This window comes from Prolixibacteraceae bacterium (assembly GCA_019720755.1).
GTDB classification, from domain to species: domain Bacteria; phylum Bacteroidota; class Bacteroidia; order Bacteroidales; family Prolixibacteraceae; genus Halosquirtibacter; species Halosquirtibacter laminarini.
Window position 1 is genome coordinate 384,466 of record CP081303.1, and the last position, 17,033, is coordinate 401,498.

A 17,033-nucleotide genomic window follows, 5' to 3' on the forward strand; every position below is an offset into this window, starting at 1 on the left:
AAGTTTTATAATCAGATTAACTAAACGATGAATTAGGATGAAAAAACTATTTGTATTCTTAGCTTTTGTTTTGCTGTTTGGATGTTCTTCTAAAAGTACTACTTCTTTTTACATCTCTCCCAAAGGAGTAGACACGAATAATGGTAGTCTTGAAAGTCCTTTTAGAACTATTGAGAGAGCAAAGTTGGCCATTCAAAGGTTGGACAATAGAGAGCAAAATATTTTTGTTTATTTGAGGGGAGGGACTTACAAAATTGATAAGACAGTCCGTTTTGGCATCGAGGATGGTGCACCAAAAGGATTCCAATATACCTATATTGCTTACCCTGGAGAGTATCCTGTGATCTCTTCAGGAGTTTCTATTAATCATTGGAGATTACTTAGCAATTATCCAGAAGGATTTCCCAAAGAGGCTCAAGGGAAAGTTTGGATTGCAGACTATCCTAAAGGGGTAGATAATTTCTATCATATGTTTGATGGAGATCGCAGAGTGGATAGATCAAGGAAAGATGGGTTTTCTATTCGAGCAATGGAGCCTATCGGTTTTGATCAGAAAAATAGAAGGATTGATAAGGATAGACAGTATGTATCAGCAAGAAGTATGAATGTCTATTTCAATGAGGATCGCTATCAACTAAAACAGTTTCATTTCGAAGATACTGACCATATTTTAAAACCTTGGAATAATATGTCGGATATCGAATTGGGTTTTGCTCCTGTTCCGTGGACGATGAATTTGATCCCTCTTGAAAAGATAGATTTTAGAAATAATATTGGCTATCTGACTTTGGAGTCGAATTCTCCTCCAGGTGCGAAGAAATCACATACAAAACCTTGGATAGAAAATGCATTAGAGTATATTTCAGAAGGAACTTTTGTGAATAGAAAAGGATCAAAAAAGATCTATTATTGGCCAAAAGAAGATCGACCTGAGACTAGCTTGGTCGTTCCTACCCTAAAAGAGTACTTCTTATTGGAAGGAGAAATCGATTATGATGGTCCTACAGATACTCCTGTAAAAAACTTAGTGTTTGATGGAATTACCTTTGAGCATGGCGATCGTTTTTCATGGACTGATGGTCATAAAGGGCTAGGTATTCAGCATGATTGGGATAAATTTGATAATCCGAATGCCATGATGCGTTTAAGGGGTGCCGAGAATTGTATTGTACGTAATTGCCGTTTTACTAATAGTGGTAATTCTGCGTTACGACTAGATTTATATTGTCAGAAAAATGAAATTTGTAACAACCTTATTGATCACGTAGGACATATGGGGATACTATTGTGTGGTTATGGTCCTGGAACAAAGGATGTAAACAAAGAAAATAAGATTGTAAGTAATTTAATACACCATGTTGGGACTGTGTGGAAGCAGGGTGCGGGTATTTTCGTTTGGCAGAGTGGAAATAATATTATCTCGCATAACTTGATTCATCATGTACCACGTAAAGGTGTGGGTTTGTGTGGTGTTAGAATGCCTATTCTAGCAAAAAGAGAATGTAGGTTTGATGAAGGATCGAAAACAATTCGATGGAGTGAAATTGATGCGGACATGAAGAGACGTAATCTTCAATATGCTGAGAAGTTAAGTGATTTATGGCATCAATTCACCCCTTACCTTCACGCTCGTAATAATGTGGTTGAATTTAATGAAGTCTATCGAGCATTAGAGGCTTTAGGGGATGGTTCTGTTTTAAATGTTTCTGGCGCAGGAGAAGGGAATGTCGTTCAGAATAATTATGTGCACCATATTGCAAGTCACGCTTCTGGAGTGCTTCGTACAGATGATTGGCAGAGAGGGACTATATTCAAAAAGAATATTATTTATATGGCGAATGTGGCTGCGATTGTTCATAAAGGATTTAATCATGTGGTCAATAATATGATTTTAGATTGTAGTACCAAGGAATCAATTCGTTGGGCATCTTATCCTGATGAGGCAGCAGACTATGGATCTTTGGTCCAAAAAAATATCTTCTATGAGTCTGGGGATAGCATTGATTTCTATCGAGTATCTTATAGAGCTTCAGAAGGAATTACACTACCTGAAAATGCATCTACAGATAACAACTTTTTTTGGTGTGTTCAGAGTAAGAAACCTCTGTTGAATCATTTGAAGAAGTATAGAGCACAAGGGATTGAAACTCATAGTAATGTTATTGATCCTCTCTTTGTGGACTTTAAAAATGGGAACTTCAATCTAAAAGCGGACTCTCCTTTGTTGAAGAGTGGCTTCGAAAATATAGATATTAAAAGTATTAGTTTGCTGGCGGATTACCCAGAACATCTTAAAGCGTTCGACGTGGCTGAAAATGATAGAAAACCGATATTTCATAGACAGAAATCAAATGGTGGGCAACTATATGATTTTTGGTAGGATAGATATGTATTTTTTAATAAAGACATTAAAATTGATAAGATGATTTTTTTAAAGTTTATTAATAAAATGAAATGCCTTTGGTTGATTCTATCACTGTTCTTCTCTTCGGCTTCATATGCTAAGAATCTGTATGTTTCATCAAAAGGGAATGACAAGAATAGAGGTACATTAAGTTCTCCTCTCTTGTCTATTGATAAGGCAGTAAAAAATCTTCAAGATGGAGATACTTGTTTTGTCTCTGAAGGAGTCTATCGTACTCCTTTCTCTTTAATTGGTAGTAAGAAGAATATCGTAATCACTTCGATTCCTGGTCAGAGAGCCTTGTTTGATGGAACTATTCCCTTATCAGGGAGATGGGTTAAGGTGAAAGAAAATACATATCGAATGAAAGTAAAGAAGCCTGTGTCTCAGCTTTTTAGGAATGATAAGATGCTAATTCTTGCTCGTTGGCCTAATGCATCCTTCGAAGATGGATCTTTTTGGGATATGATGAGTACGTGGAGACATCAAGGCTCTCAAAGTTGTTTTGGAACGATGTATGATTCTAGACCTGACCAAGCTGACTATAAGGAGAGTGACGATGAAGGAGCCTCTACTGTTTCGGTGAAAGATGGGGTTAATATGGAGTCGTTGGCTGATACGAAGATCGATTTTACAGGTGCAATTGCTGTCATGAATATTGGTTCATGGTTGTCATGGGCACAACCAGTAGTGAAGCATAAAGCGGGAAGCTCTGTCTTTCAATACTCTAAAGATTTTAGTAGAGAGAATAAATCTCTTCCCAATGGACCTAAATCATTGCGAAGTAGTAAATTCTTTAAGAAGAAGATGAAGCAGGGACATTATTACCTGATTGGAAAGATGGCTCTAGATATTTCGAATGAGTGGTTTTATGATACAAAGGAGAGAGCAATTTATGTGGTAGTCCCTAACGGTAAACATCCTAATGACTATCAATATAAAGGAAAGGTCCATGATTATATGATTACTGGTTCTAAAACAGATAATGTTACGGTTTCTAATATAGATTTCTTTGGTGCTACTTTCCATTTTATGGATTCAAAGAATATCTCGATTGATGGATGTAACTTTAACTATCCTTCATATCATAAATTTGCTCTTGGTATCTTAGGTGAACCCAAAGTTAGTGCTTTTGATTATTCAAAGAAAGCGCTGAGATCGAATACATCTTTGATTACAAACAATATGGTTCGCAACAGTACTTTTGCATATGCAGATGGTCCAGGACTTAGTATTACTGGCCGAAAAGATTTGGTTGAGAACTGCTATTTCCATGATATTGATTGGAGCTGTTTGGGTTCTGGTGCATCTGGGTCTTTAGATTTTATAAAGGCAGACGATTTTACTTTTCGTTATAATACGGTACATACTGGAGGTAATTCAGAAGGGGTGCGTGTAGGGAATCGTAGTTTGATCGAGTATAATCATATATATAATTTAAGTCTCCTACAGCATGATGGATCTGCTATTAATGTCGGTGTTGCAGGAATTAATGGATCTATTATTCGTTACAATTGGGTTCACTCAATGAAGAAAGCTGGTATCCGATTCGATTCTAGTGGGTATCAGACCCCTCTCGTAAATTGGGGTGAGAATGGGACTGTCAATTATAATGTTGTGTGGAATACAGGAAGTGTGAAGTGTAAAGGAAACAAACACACGGTATTGAATAATACTGTCTTTGAAACACTTCCAGGATTGTTCGATATTGGAGTTCCTCGCGTTTTGATGATGGGATCTAATAATAGTCATTCGGTAGTTAAAAATAATATTGCACCACATATTGGAGGTCATTTTGCTCTGAGAACAAAATACCCTTGTCCTGGTGATACGGTTAATAATTGGCAGGGAGAAATTACCTCATTAGTTCGCGATGCTTATAATTACGACTTCAGGCCTACAGAGTCTTTGGTATCAACAATAAAAAAGAGTGGAGAGTCTATGGCTGGAGCCTATAGTCTAGATGATGATAAATATTGGATTCCTGGTTATGTAGGAGAAGTGCCCAATACTTCTGTTCCACGTAATCATGCAACCAATGTTCGCAAAGACCTTACGTTATTTTGGAATAAAGCAAAAGATGTAAATTCTTATATTGTTTATTTCGGTACAAATAAGAAGCAGCTAGGACGTAAGGATCATTTACTAACATCTACAACCCATTGTAATGCTACTCCTCGTGGTATTGATCCCTCGAAGAGGTATTATTGGAGGGTTGATGTGAAGAAGAACAATGGTACGATTGTAAAAGGAAATGCATGGACTTTTGGTTCTGTTAGACAGATAATTCATTCAGAATATAAGGTTTTAGCATCTCCTAAATTTAAATATAAAGAGTACTTGTCCTTACCTAAAGAGGTTGTGGCTTTGGATCTCGGAATGGAGAAAAATAAATCTCTTACTAAAGTGTATAATACCTATTGGTCTGAGTACGAAAATAATAAGTGGTTGGCGTCCACGGAGAAGATGCTATTAGATCTGAGCTTGCCAAAGAATAAATTAGCCCAACTGAAAAGGTTTAAAAAAGAGGTCTTTAAAGAGGCTTCAGAATATTTAGTGCAAAATTCAACAACAATCCTTAATAAAAGAGAATTGGAGAAACTTAGCCAGTCATTGCATCTTCATGACTGGTAGAATATAATGTGATAAATTTGACTATAGAATCTTTTTTAAAGATCAATTCTCTTGAAGTTGCGATGCAGATCTCTATTGATCTGCATCGTTTTTTTATGTCTTATCCAATAACCTCTGTCGCGAACAACCTCCACTGAATAGATTCAATCATGAATATTATTCATTCTTGTGTAGTTTATTTACGTACATTTACTATATTTGCATACTCTATTCGGGGTTGACTGGTTTTGACAGCGGGTAGAAGAGGTATGTAAGCATGTCGAGTTTTGTATATTTGACTCGTTAATCCTAAGTGTACAAACTTTTTAATTGGCGAAAATAACTTTGCTCTTGCAGCTTAATCGAATTATAGTAGATTCAAGCACCCTTTATGGGCGTTCGGTATAAGATACTGAAACAAGACACTTCTCTAGTGCCCACGTCACGAGGCGGCTAGGTTCAGAGGTGCTAAAATATCGAGACTAGTTGAAAGATTGTCTCGTCCTTTCAGCGAATTTAAGAGTCTAAGGTGTTTGTCGGTCGCCTTGATCCAGCAAATATTCGAAAATTAAGTCAGGGCTAAGCGTGTAGAAAGCATATTGCTTCCTTGTTTGGACGAGGGTTCGAATCCCTCCAACTCCACCCAGAAGAAAGTCAGTTAGTGTTAACTAGCTGACTTTCTTGTTTTTACATCTTTTCTTTTTCTTCAAAAAACGCTCTTTTTACGTCAAAAACAGCATGTTTTGATACCCATATGATACCCACTTTATTAGCAATAAGCTTTATCGATAAAATTATATCCTTCTGAACTCATTTTATTAGGGCTGTTTGTAAAGCTGAAAGATCTATTCATTGATATCTGCCCAACCTGAAAGTGCTAAATATTATCGACTATATATAGATCCTTCAGTTGTATAATGGGCTGCAAGTCCGCTCCGTTTTATTTTATGAATAATGGCATTGCTGAACTTGCGATATAGAGATTTTAATCTTTTGTCTTGATAATCCAATCAAGAAGGGTTGTAGTCAGACGAATTATATTAATGATAATGGATGTTCTAAGAAGAACTAAAAGATGTAATTTGCAAAATAGTTTTTACAAAAAAGGCTATTTTGTGGTTCTTCCATGAATTGCGTATATGAACAAAAAGACTGGTAAACATATTCTATAGTTATTTCTTATATAAAACGCTATAGACTATGAATACCAGTAGTATATATCATTGTTTAGGATTACAAGACCAGCAATTATTATCCACATCCTATGTTGGAGATACCATCCAACTTAAAGTTAAAACAAAAAAAGACAAACTACGTTGTAGTCGCTGTAAAAGAATGCATGTTATTTGTTGTGGAGTTGTTGAACGTAGTTTCAAGGGGCCAATGATAGGCAAAAAGAAGTGCGTTATTATCATAGATGTTCAACGCCTTTATTGCAAGAAATGCAAGATCGTACGTCAGGAACATTTAAGGTTTGCAAAAGAGCAGAAGTCCTATATTCGATCTTTAGAGAAGATGGTTTTACTTCTCTCTTCTCATATGACGATTCAATCAATCAGTCGACTTTTAGACCTTAACTGGAATATTGTAAAAGATATCATTAAGTCTCACTTAAAATCAAAATATCATTCTCCTGGGCTAAAGGGGGTGAAACATATTGCTATCGATGAATTCGCAGTGAGGAAGGGACATGTATACATGACTTGTGTATATGACTTAGATAAAGGAGTCGTTTTGCATGTAGGGAAAGGTAAAGGTTCCGAATCATTGGTTCCATTTTGGAAACGAATAAAGATCAATAAAGTCCAAATAGAATCTGTTGCTATTGATATGTCAGCTGCCTATATCCTTTCAGTAAAGACCAATGCACCTAAAGCTACTATGGTATTTGACCATTTCCATATAATAAAGAAACTAAATGAGACTATAAGTAAAATTAGAAGAGATCTTTACAACAAAGAGAAGGATAAGGTTATCAAGAAAAGTTTAAAAGGAAGTCGTTGGCTATTGTTAAAGAACCCAGAGAATCTCAACCTTCAGAAAGGGGAAGACTCAAGACTTGAAAAAGTATTAGAAACGAATACCACCTTGTTTTACGCATATTATTTGAAAGAAGAATTGAGAGAATTATGGAATCAAGATAATATTAGAGACGCTTCAAAATTACTTAAACAATGGATAGAAGAGGCAAATGAGACTGAAATCCCTCAGCTTAAGAAAATGGTAGAACTATTGACCAAACACAAAACAGGAATTCTAAATTGGTATAAGTGCAATATCTCCACGGGGCCTTTAGAAGGAATAAATAACAAGATTAAAACCTTAAAAAGACAAGCATATGGCTATCGTGACTTAGATTTTTTTATGTTAAAAATAAAAGCAATGCATCAAGATATATACGCAAAATGTGGATGAACCATATTTGTAAAAACTATTTTACAATATGGGACGGAAAGCTATTGTATTATTGCCAAAACATAAGCGAATTTTAATAGAGCTAGGAGAGAATATTATAATACCCTCGATTTACTGAACCAACTTTCATAAACAATTAATGTATTATGCCACTTTACTATAGAGCTCAAATGGTTTTTTTCTATTAATTCCTTGGTGTGCTCTGTAATGGTAATGTTCTAACCAATTCTGTATACCTTTGTATAAGGCTATTCCATCAGAAGGTGGATTGATATAAATGTAATCATATTTGATTGTTCTCCAAAACCGTTCGATATAGATGTTATCCAGAGCTCTACCTTTACTGTCCATACTTATGGCGATACAATACTCTTTTAATATATTTAAATAAGCTTCTGAAGTAAACTGACTACCTTGATCACTATTAAGTATTTCAGGCTTACCATGCTTCTCTACTGCATTCTTTACAACATCTATACTTGCAGATGCATCAAGAGAGTTTGATAAATTCCAACCTACAATATATCGACTAAAAACATCAATAATTGCTGTCATGTACATAAAACCTTTTAGAAGTGGAATATATGTAATATCTATTTGCCAGACCTGATTTCTCCTTGTGACATTCAATCCATTTAACAAATATGGATAGATATTCTTGTCTTCTCTTTTTTTCGTTAGATTCTTTCGTGGATAGATAGGTCTAATTCTTGCTTTTCGCATCAACCTTCTTACACGTTCATATGATGCAGATAACCCATTATCTTGTAACATCGACTGCATTCGAATAACTCCAAATGTTGGATATTCCATAATACACTTATCCATTAGATCCATTATCTCAATATTCTCATCAGATTCTCCTTTGGACTTATAATAGTAGCTCGATCTAGAAACATCTAAAATGTTACACTGTTGACGAATACTAAGAGGAGACTCTCTTTCAATGAGAAGATCTATATTTATAGATCCTCGAAGAGATTTAAGTTTTTTTTTAGAAACTCATTCTCCATTTCCAAGCGTCCAATCTTAGAGTACAGCTCGTCTTTATTGATAGAATCATCTTTCTCTCTATTCTTTTGAGTAAAAACAATACTACTGTTAGACAGGAACTCTTGTTTCCATTTGGATATTTGGTTCACATGTAGTTCATAGCGTAAAGCTAACTCTTGCAAGCTTTCTCGCTCTTTTAGTGCCTCTATTACTACCTTAGATTTAAATGAGGAACTAAATTTCCGACGACTTATTTTCAATGTTCCCATAACTCTTAATTTAAGAATTAAAATTCAATTAAGAAAGTGGTGCTAAAATGTAGGAGTATTATAGTTTACAGTAATCGATATTGTTTAATCCACTATTGTGTTGTGCTTCTATGAGATCAAACATCTGTGCTTTTTTACGCATCTATTTCTTCTTTTTGATTATGATTCAAAAGTAGAAGGCTTTAAAACAATGCACAAGATGTGAATAACCGAACGCTTACGTTGCACAGATGACGATACGTGCAGAGTCAATAAACGGAAAGGTCAAGTCTAAGGTTCAAAATATTGAGACATACTATGTTCCCTTTGATGAGTTACCAATAAAAAAAATAAGCACTTCATCTTGGTTATGCACAAAAGTCAACTCTAATGCAGGAGGGGTATATGATATCAAAAAAGTTTGGGATGGCAATCCGAATACATTTTGGAGTTCAAGTTGGAAGCCATTTTACCCGTTACCTTACGTTATTGAAATTGATATGCAAAAGAAATATGATATCCGTAAAGTTGTGTTGCAGCAGCGTCCAAAAATGAAAGATCTAACAAAACTAACAATCGATTTAAGTGAAGATGGAGAGAATTGGGTAAATCTAGGAGAATTTACAAAAGGAAATATCTTCAATCAAGAACTAGGCGGAAAAGATGAATTAGTTTATAAAAAGGGATTTTTCTTTGGGCAATTTCTTAGAATTACTATACCTGAAAGTGGCCGAGGTGGAGGAAAAACAAGTGTTTGTATTGCTGAAATTGAAGTGCATGCTTTACAGTGATAATTAATTAGTAAATTGGTATACCAGCCTACAATTGTATTTGTAGGCTGATTTTTTTTGTCGAATATTTACCATATTTGGTCCCAAAGTATTTTATTTCATGATTATAAGTAGAATGATTGAGTGATAATTTCTAATTATAGATCCTATTGTGAATTAACTTAAATAATTGGAATAATAACATTCTGGAGGAGAAATGGATATCTCGGAGTAAATTGATAGTTCCAAATTTTTAATATATGGCATAGTAATTGTTAAATAATATTTGAAATACTTAATTGTCTAATCCTAATAATGTTTGATTATGAATAAACTTGTGCTAATATTTTCCTTTCTTATTGTTGCGATTGGGTGTACCAAGAATGATGATAGTGTTGGTCCTGTAATTGATTCTAATAAGAATACTGGTTCATTGCAGTTTGATGAAGTGGATAAACAACTCATCAAAACAACTTTAGATCATGCTTATCATTATATAGATGGAGATAAAGAGATGTATATCTTGACAAATTATGATTATACAAGCATGAACGAACGTCTTACAAGCAACCATCTGTTACAAGTCGTTATTTCAGGAACACGAGAGGATGAATCTACCTCATATCATAAAGTGGAGATGATCTCAAAAGGGGATAAAAAGGAATTAACTGCTTCATATTATCCTGTTTTAGACCAGGGATTTTGGAGTGCGAAATATAGCTGCAATTCGACTGTATTTACAAGTACATCAAATGAGGTCAATGATGAAATTACGTATCAATCTTTTGGTTTTGAATTCGAATCGGCAACATGCGAAACTTACTTTCAAAAGAAAATGGTCGATATAACCATAGATTATAAAGGAAAAGTGATAGAGTTATCCCCAAACCAGTGTCCTAAAACAGATGTTCAAGAGGCTATGGTAGGGAACCCTCTTTTTAGTGTAAAGGGAGATGCCAAGATAAAAGATTTCGTACTTTGGGATTATTATTATTTAGGGTTATCACACCATGAAGGGCAAAATGGTACTTCTCAAATCGATCTTGTGAATTTCGATAACCAAGGACATGTAGTTGAAACTATTCCTTCATTAGGAAATGTTGGAAGAGGTCATTTTGGTATGGATATAGGTAAATTATGGATAGGTCTTTATAAAGGACCATCTTTTATCTGGAGAGAGTGGAATCAAACGAAGAAATCATTTGAAGATACTCCAGCATTTTGGTTCATCGGCTCAAAATTTGAGAAAATATCTGATGAAAAATTCTACACAATAGGATCTAATATAATCTCTCTTTATTCCGGTACTGATGTCGTTTCTCACTCCTTCGATAATTTCTCTGACAATGTTCTTTTTGTTTATAGAGATTTGGCGTGGAGTTTGATTGAAGAAGCTGGATATTATTATCTAGTTGGGTTTAATGATAAGTTAGAGTATAAACGTAGTGTTGTTCTAACAGGTATTGATAAGAGTGGAATGAGTGACTTTAAGATTGAGTCGATTCGTCCAGACAATAAGGGGGCTTTGATTGCTCTAGATAACCACAACAATTTCTATCCTATTTCTGTCGATAAATTTTAATAATCTCCCCTGAACTGTCAACAATGATTAAGCAAAACATTCGTTTCTTAATCTAAATGGAATTGATTTGTATTTATGGCTGTTTGTCAATTCTAAAATTAAGCCATTATTTGAGGTGATTATATAACTCACTCTTTCAACGCATCGTTGAATTGAGTGAGTTTTTTTAGTTATAAGTAAGTCCACATAATTACAGATAGTTTTTTTTCATGATTAAAATAGATGTTGTTTCTTTGAGACATGCGATATATAAAGTTAACACAGGATGCAGTTCTAAAACTAACTGCTCTATATGAACATTCAGACAACAAGGTGGAAAGAATGCGTTCACATTGCCTATTACTGTCCAATAGTCACTATTCTATGGTTGATATTTCAAGGATAATGGGAATATCTGTCATTACAGTATCACGTCTATTTGACAAGTGGTTAGAATATAATTTTGATGCACTTAGGATTAAACAAGGAAGAGGAGCAAAGTGTAAATTAGCTGGATTCGATGATATAATCAAAGATTTAGTAAAAACAAATAATCGTAATCTATCTTATATACTTCATCATTTGAAAGAACATTATAATCTTACCATTTCAAAAGAGACTTTAATACGTTTTTTAAAAAGATCGGGTATGTATGGAAACGAGTCCGGCGATCACTCAAGACAAAACGGAATGATATAGACTTCCAACTAAAGCAACATCAACTAACAGAATTACGTAAGTGTGAGGATTCAGGATACTTAGATTTATATTTCGTTGATGAAAGTCACTTTAGTCTAACTCCTTATGTTCCATATGCATGGCAGGACAAGAAGAGTCAAATATTACTTCCGTCATCAAGAAGTAAAGCTCTTAATGTTATAGGAGCAATGAATCGTAAAAATGAGATATTTTATGAAGTACATGAAACAACAATTAATAGTGATATTTTGATCTCATTTATAGATAAGTTATGTAATCAGATAACAAAGAAAACAATACTAGTCCTTGATAATGCGCCTATTCATAGATCCAAAAAATTTAAAGCAAAAATAGAAGAATGGAATGCTTTAGATCTTTATATCTATTTTATTCCTCCATATTCTCCAGAACTTAATATCATAGAAATACTTTGGAAACACATCAAATACTTTTGGCTTGAGTTTAAAGCATATGAAAGCTACAATTCTCTGAAAAAATGTCTATTGGAAACACTAGGAGCATTTGGTTTAGAACATACCATTAATTTTGCATGAGTACTTACATCATAATAGATTGATGAAATGGTGTTTATGTAACGGTACAAGTACTGTATGTTTAATGGGAATAATCTATCATGTGAAGTATTTCCAAAAATAGATCATATTCGAATCACTTAAGATTAAAAAGAGGGTAGAGGAATGAAATCCCCCTACCTTCTCAATGAGATTACTTTATGATTAATTTGTGTAGACTATAACGATTATTCTCTTTTATTCTTATGAAATATATCCCTTTAGGTAAGTTCAGAGGAATAATATTATCTTTTTTATCTAAGAAAATAGAGTATTTAGCATTACCTGTTACATCGATTATGTCTGCCTTGATTCGACTTTTAGGCGATTCCTTCAATACAATATGAATTTTTGAAGTGGCGGGGTTTGGATAGATATCTATTTTAATCTCCTTATTGTTTGGCAAATTATCTATGTTGTGAAACAATATATTTTCGGATCTTTTGACCTTGATTGTATAATCCTCCGCATTAAAATATCGAAGAGAACCAGAAGGAACAATACTGTTTCTATTCCATGCGTATATAATTCTCATAGCGAAATGGGATGCATCCAACCTTTGAGGAACCGTAATATTCTTAGTAAGCGTTTTCCTTTCTCCAGATACTTCTCCCATATCATAACGTTCAGATGCTTCAAAACTACCATTGTCATTCCAATCTATCCATGCTGTAGTCCAAAATTTATCCACATAAATATTGTTTACCGTGATCTCTAGTGGGTAAGTTCGTCCATTTTCAACCGCTGTTGACTGTATTCTATAGTTATTATAACCGGCACTTCTTTGTTGACTATTATTTATTAGATTAAATCGAACTTGTTCAATACCGACGATACCATTTCCACTCAAAGAGTTATAGCTTGTTGATTTACTAGTCTTTACACTTGTAGTAGGAACAGATGCATTTACTAGATATCGTATGTCTTTTCCTCTATTGTTAAAAGGATAAATTTTAAAATAATATCTTGTATCTTCTTCTAGTTCAGTGATCGTAATCTCTGTTTGATCTTTTAAAGTGAAAACAGTTTTTTCCACATCTTCATAACCGTCGATTGGATCAGCGATATCATTCAATGATGTTCCCCATTTTATGACATGACCATCTGGAATATTAGAAGAATTTGAGCTCCATGAAAGAGAGACTTCATTCTTGTGATGAGTCGTTTCAACAAATCGAGTTACATGATATTTAGGAGCCTTTTTTATCTGCTTTTTAGTGATAAGTGTTACAGTTGCTCCATAATTTATTCCTGAGCTATTTCGAGCAAAAGCTCTTGCATAATATTTTGTATTTGATTTTAACCCAGTAATCTCTACTCTTGCAGCCAATTTGTATGGCTTGGGGGCGTCGTATTTTAAATCAGCTATCGTTGGTTGTTCATTTTGTGATACGACAACCCCTTGCTCGATAATATTAGAGCCTCCTGTAGCCAAAATGCGCATCCCAACAATAGAGTGGTCTTCATAAACTTCTACTTGTTCAATTGTTTCAACGGTAGGAAGACTGGAACTTACCTTAATCAAATAATCTTCAGCTTGTCCATAACCTAGATCTTGACACGGCTCTTTGATTACATTTCTGTAATAATCTGACATGACCCTCATTCTGAGATTCTGATTTCCTAGGAACTTTTCGTCTACAACAAACTTCAAAATTGTATTCCCAACTACTCCTCCTTTATAGGCCATTTGTTCATTCGTTGAGAATGTCCCATCGTTATTTCTATCGACATAGATTGCAATGTTTTCGCTGTATTTTGTTCCAACGGTAACACGTACAGCGACCTCTTTTGTATCTATCTCAAATATACCTTTGGTTGTAAAATTTTTATATCCTTCATCGGTGTAACTACTTCCTGAACTGACATATTTGTCTCCTATTTGTACTTTATAAATACCAAATCCGTAATCTTTTGACAGGTATTTGGTATTGTTTTGACAATAAGATGATGGAGTCCCCTCTATAATTTGTACTGCTCCTTGCACTGTATGAGTGTCTTTACCATAAGGATTTGTTGCTTTAAGAGAAACAGTATAGGTTCCTCTAGAGAGATAACGTACGACAGGATTCTGAGAACTAGCTGTTGTATTTTCAAGAAATTCGATCTCTTCTGTACCAAAACTCCATAAGTAATTCGTGACTTCTCCTTCGCATTCAGAAGTGAAGTGTACAATCGCACTATTCCCAATAATTGGCATTGTTTCTACTATGCGTAAATTCGCTACAGGAGCTTTCTCTTGCAGGGTATATTTTTTTACTACTGGTCGACAATTTTCTTTGCTGATTGTAATTACAGCTTCTCTACCATCTTTTATCGCCTCAAAACGTAGTGTCGCATTTCCCTCTCTAGACCTTTGCTTGGTGATAAGTTTTCCATCAATGGTTAAAGTCACCAAAGCATTCTCGATATTTATATTCTGAACTTCTGTTGTGGTATATCCCAAAGCCACTTTGGATGGAAGCGTGGCTGTTATTTCAGTTGGTTTTTTTGTCCACATTCTCATCGCGGGGTCTCCAAAAAGGTGAAATAGTCGGTATGTATAAACCAGATAACTATTACTAGGAGCCCACGTTTGATTCATTCGCAAGAGTCCTAAATTCAATACATCCCCTAGTTTTGTCGTACTATGATTAAACCCTTGTGCAGGAGGATTTACCGCACTACTTCCTCTTCCAAAAGAGGGTAGTATACCTGGGGCTGGCCATATTGACTCAAACATCCCAATAGCCAAACCATCGTTAGGGCCAGACATCGAGTAATATGATGCTCCGAATACTGCAACAGCGCCACCATTTTTAATGCGTAAGAATTTTTCTGCAAAGCACTCATCTAAAGAGAATTCCCCTGTGTGACAGTTGATGGAGAAAACGACCGGCAGTTTGTTGCCGTTATGAAGACGTCTCATCTGACCTTTAACAAATTCAGGGTGTGCCCAACCTGTACCTCCAGCATAACCATGATCTCTATGTAGAACATAAAATTTACCCTGATTGATAGAACGAATAATATCTTCTGCATCTCCATCCCAATCGAACCCATTGGCTTTAAGTAGTTCATTTGGAATCGCTTCACCATTCGAAAAGAAACCATTGTTAAAGTGAGTAGGATTGACTCCTGAATCAGCATAATAAATTCGTTCTACATCATATCCTTGTTGTCTGACATAGCTTCTAATATCTTCACTCGTATGACAGAAGCGGCGATTCGCATATCCATTTCTTTCATTGTCTTGAAATTGTGCACAATTCAGACCATTTTCATAGAAGTTCTCATCTTGAACAGGATTCTTTTCATAATTGATGATTTTATCAATGACTGCGTTTGCTTGATCTGCACTTTTGACAGAAATACGTCCTCTTGCCATGTCTGGTGTAAAGTCGGTATCCCCATCCATACAAGCATAGTATAAATCACTAACAAAGTCTTCCCCTTGAAGGGCTTTAAAGTGCATAGATGGAACGAATTGCACATCCCCAACAATCACATAATAGTTTGGCTTTGGATTCCATTGGTGATAACGATCAGAGATTGCTTTTCGAACTTGAGCTGATGTCCATTGATCTTGAGAAATAATTTCTACAGTATATCCTAGATTGGCTTTCCATGCAGCTAGTTTCTGTGCAGCTTGGTTAAAAGAGCTATGGGTGATGATAATATAATCTTTTGAAGGATTTTCTGTATCATGGCTCTTCTTTTGAATCGATTTCTTTAGCTGCGATGCATTGAGTAAATTAGTTTGAAGTGATTCTAAAATACTTTTATCTAAAGAACTATATGTTGATTTTGAATTCTTTAGCAAACGGTAGGTGATTTTAGAGTATACTCTTAATATTTTCTTTTTTGGATTGTACTGTACAGGACAAACCCTTACAGAAGTAAGACGAATATCTCTCATCTGTTGATTCATTACTATCGAAACATTGGATGAAGGGTAGTAAGCATCTTTATTATAAACCTTTACATCTTTTTTAAACTGTGGTTCTGGAGCTCCCTCTGTATCTATTGGAGGATCTAGGGTCGGGTGTATCAAAATATTCTCGTACTCTATAAAGTTGGAAGAAATTAGTACTACTTTAGGGATGTCTGATTTCGATAAACCGAAGGGGTCATTTCTCATAGGCAATGCAGGAGCACCAACTTGTCCTAATTGTCCAAAACCTTTAATTTGAAGAAAATGATAAGGGTCTCCTTTGACATTTTTTTCAATCATTTCAGCACCTTTAAAGTAGTAGGTCACCTCAATACTTCCATCTGCTAGTGTTTTTACATCTCTTTTGGGAAGAATAGCCTTTGTGGATTGATCTGATGATTTCAGATGTTTTTTTACAAAAGGAAGGAATTTGTTTTGTGCAAACACCAAATTAAATGTCATTAGCATTACAATGACGAAACAGTAAATTTTTTTCATAATTAATTAATTAAAAATATTAAGGTTGGGTTATTGTTTAGTGACAATTAAATTACTCGATATTTTATCTAAAATTCAGGATATTTATCATGTTTTAATTAAAACATGTTAATTGTTGATGTTGTTTTGGTTTGTAAATCAATATGTTAATAGGTTATGGCTGTTGTGTGATCGCTCGAGATGGGAGGAGAGGAGAAAGTATGTTTCATGTCATTAAAACATAAATTTTAAATACAGTATGTCACAAGGCTTCCATTTAATAAGCTAAAACGATGATTTAATACGAATAACAATATGAGATTTTTAGTATGTTTCTCTATGTCTACACTTCTTTTTTTTTGTTCAAA

Annotated in this window: 10 protein-coding genes and 1 other RNA gene; 8 read left to right on the forward strand and 3 right to left on the reverse strand. The window is 34.6% G+C overall.

From position 1 onward, the window contains the following. Nucleotides 1-37 precede the first annotated feature (37 nt). The 4 genes from K4L44_01570 to K4L44_01585 all read left to right on the forward strand — a co-directional run bounded on the left by K4L44_01570 (nt 38) and on the right by K4L44_01585 (nt 7,432). Nucleotides 38-2,380, forward strand: a complete 2,343-nt coding sequence (locus K4L44_01570; GenBank protein ID QZE14588.1) for a right-handed parallel beta-helix repeat-containing protein — start codon at nt 38-40, stop codon at nt 2,378-2,380. Between the two features lie 42 nt (nt 2,381-2,422). After that, nucleotides 2,423-5,038: a right-handed parallel beta-helix repeat-containing protein gene (locus K4L44_01575; GenBank protein QZE14589.1), complete on the forward strand. Its 2,616-nt coding sequence runs from the start codon at nt 2,423-2,425 to the stop codon at nt 5,036-5,038. Nucleotides 5,039-5,251: 213 nt separating this feature from the next. Continuing rightward, nucleotides 5,252-5,662: a transfer-messenger RNA gene (gene ssrA, locus K4L44_01580) on the forward strand. A 555-nt stretch (nt 5,663-6,217) separates the two neighbouring features. Beyond that, nucleotides 6,218-7,432, forward strand: a complete 1,215-nt coding sequence (locus K4L44_01585) for an ISL3 family transposase (GenBank protein QZE14590.1) — start codon at nt 6,218-6,220, stop codon at nt 7,430-7,432. 144 nt (nt 7,433-7,576) lie between these two features. Here K4L44_01585 and K4L44_01590 read toward each other — a convergent pair whose 3' ends face one another. Together K4L44_01590 and K4L44_01595 are read right to left on the reverse strand one after the other, a co-directional pair. Next, nucleotides 7,577-8,398 carry an IS3 family transposase gene (locus K4L44_01590; protein QZE15931.1) on the reverse strand — a complete coding sequence of 274 codons (822 nt, stop codon included), beginning with the start codon at nt 8,396-8,398 and terminating at the stop codon, nt 7,577-7,579. Beyond that, nucleotides 8,395-8,694: a transposase gene (locus K4L44_01595; protein QZE14591.1), complete on the reverse strand. Its 300-nt coding sequence runs from the start codon at nt 8,692-8,694 to the stop codon at nt 8,395-8,397. The genes K4L44_01590 and K4L44_01595 overlap by 4 nt, the downstream gene beginning before the upstream one ends. 230 nt (nt 8,695-8,924) lie before the next feature. Between K4L44_01595 and K4L44_01600 the strand changes: the two genes are divergently transcribed. From K4L44_01600 to K4L44_01615, 4 genes are all read left to right on the forward strand, one after another. Next, entirely contained in the window at nt 8,925-9,464 is a 540-nt protein-coding gene (locus tag K4L44_01600) for a discoidin domain-containing protein (GenBank protein QZE14592.1), read from the forward strand. 304 nt (nt 9,465-9,768) lie between these two features. Then, nucleotides 9,769-11,025 carry a hypothetical protein gene (locus tag K4L44_01605; protein ID QZE14593.1) on the forward strand — a complete coding sequence of 419 codons (1,257 nt, stop codon included), beginning with the start codon at nt 9,769-9,771 and terminating at the stop codon, nt 11,023-11,025. Between the two features lie 240 nt (nt 11,026-11,265). After that, entirely contained in the window at nt 11,266-11,703 is a 438-nt protein-coding gene (locus K4L44_01610) for a hypothetical protein (GenBank protein ID QZE14594.1), read from the forward strand. Further along, complete coding sequence (locus K4L44_01615; GenBank protein QZE15932.1) at nt 11,646-12,257, forward strand: IS630 family transposase; 612 nt, start codon at nt 11,646-11,648, stop codon at nt 12,255-12,257. Before K4L44_01610 ends, K4L44_01615 begins: the two co-directional genes overlap by 58 nt. Nucleotides 12,258-12,429: 172 nt before the next feature. Here K4L44_01615 and K4L44_01620 read toward each other — a convergent pair whose 3' ends face one another. Next, entirely contained in the window at nt 12,430-16,686 is a 4,257-nt protein-coding gene (locus tag K4L44_01620) for a T9SS type A sorting domain-containing protein (protein ID QZE14595.1), read from the reverse strand. Nucleotides 16,687-17,033 lie beyond the last annotated feature (347 nt).

What these genes read in the sequence shown, in the direction of transcription:
- K4L44_01605 (QZE14593.1), top strand. Translation starts at nt 9,769, where the DNA reads ATGAATAAACTTGTGCTAATATTTTCCTTTCTTATTGTTGCGATTGGG.
- K4L44_01585 (QZE14590.1), top strand. Translation starts at nt 6,218, where the DNA reads ATGAATACCAGTAGTATATATCATTGTTTAGGATTACAAGACCAGCAA.
- K4L44_01570 (QZE14588.1), top strand. Translation starts at nt 38, where the DNA reads ATGAAAAAACTATTTGTATTCTTAGCTTTTGTTTTGCTGTTTGGATGT.
- K4L44_01610 (QZE14594.1), top strand. Translation starts at nt 11,266, where the DNA reads ATGCGATATATAAAGTTAACACAGGATGCAGTTCTAAAACTAACTGCT.
- K4L44_01620 (QZE14595.1), bottom strand. Translation starts at nt 16,686, where the DNA reads ATGAAAAAAATTTACTGTTTCGTCATTGTAATGCTAATGACATTTAAT.
- K4L44_01595 (QZE14591.1), bottom strand. Translation starts at nt 8,694, where the DNA reads ATGGGAACATTGAAAATAAGTCGTCGGAAATTTAGTTCCTCATTTAAA.
- K4L44_01575 (QZE14589.1), top strand. Translation starts at nt 2,423, where the DNA reads ATGATTTTTTTAAAGTTTATTAATAAAATGAAATGCCTTTGGTTGATT.
- K4L44_01600 (QZE14592.1), top strand. Translation starts at nt 8,925, where the DNA reads ATGACGATACGTGCAGAGTCAATAAACGGAAAGGTCAAGTCTAAGGTT.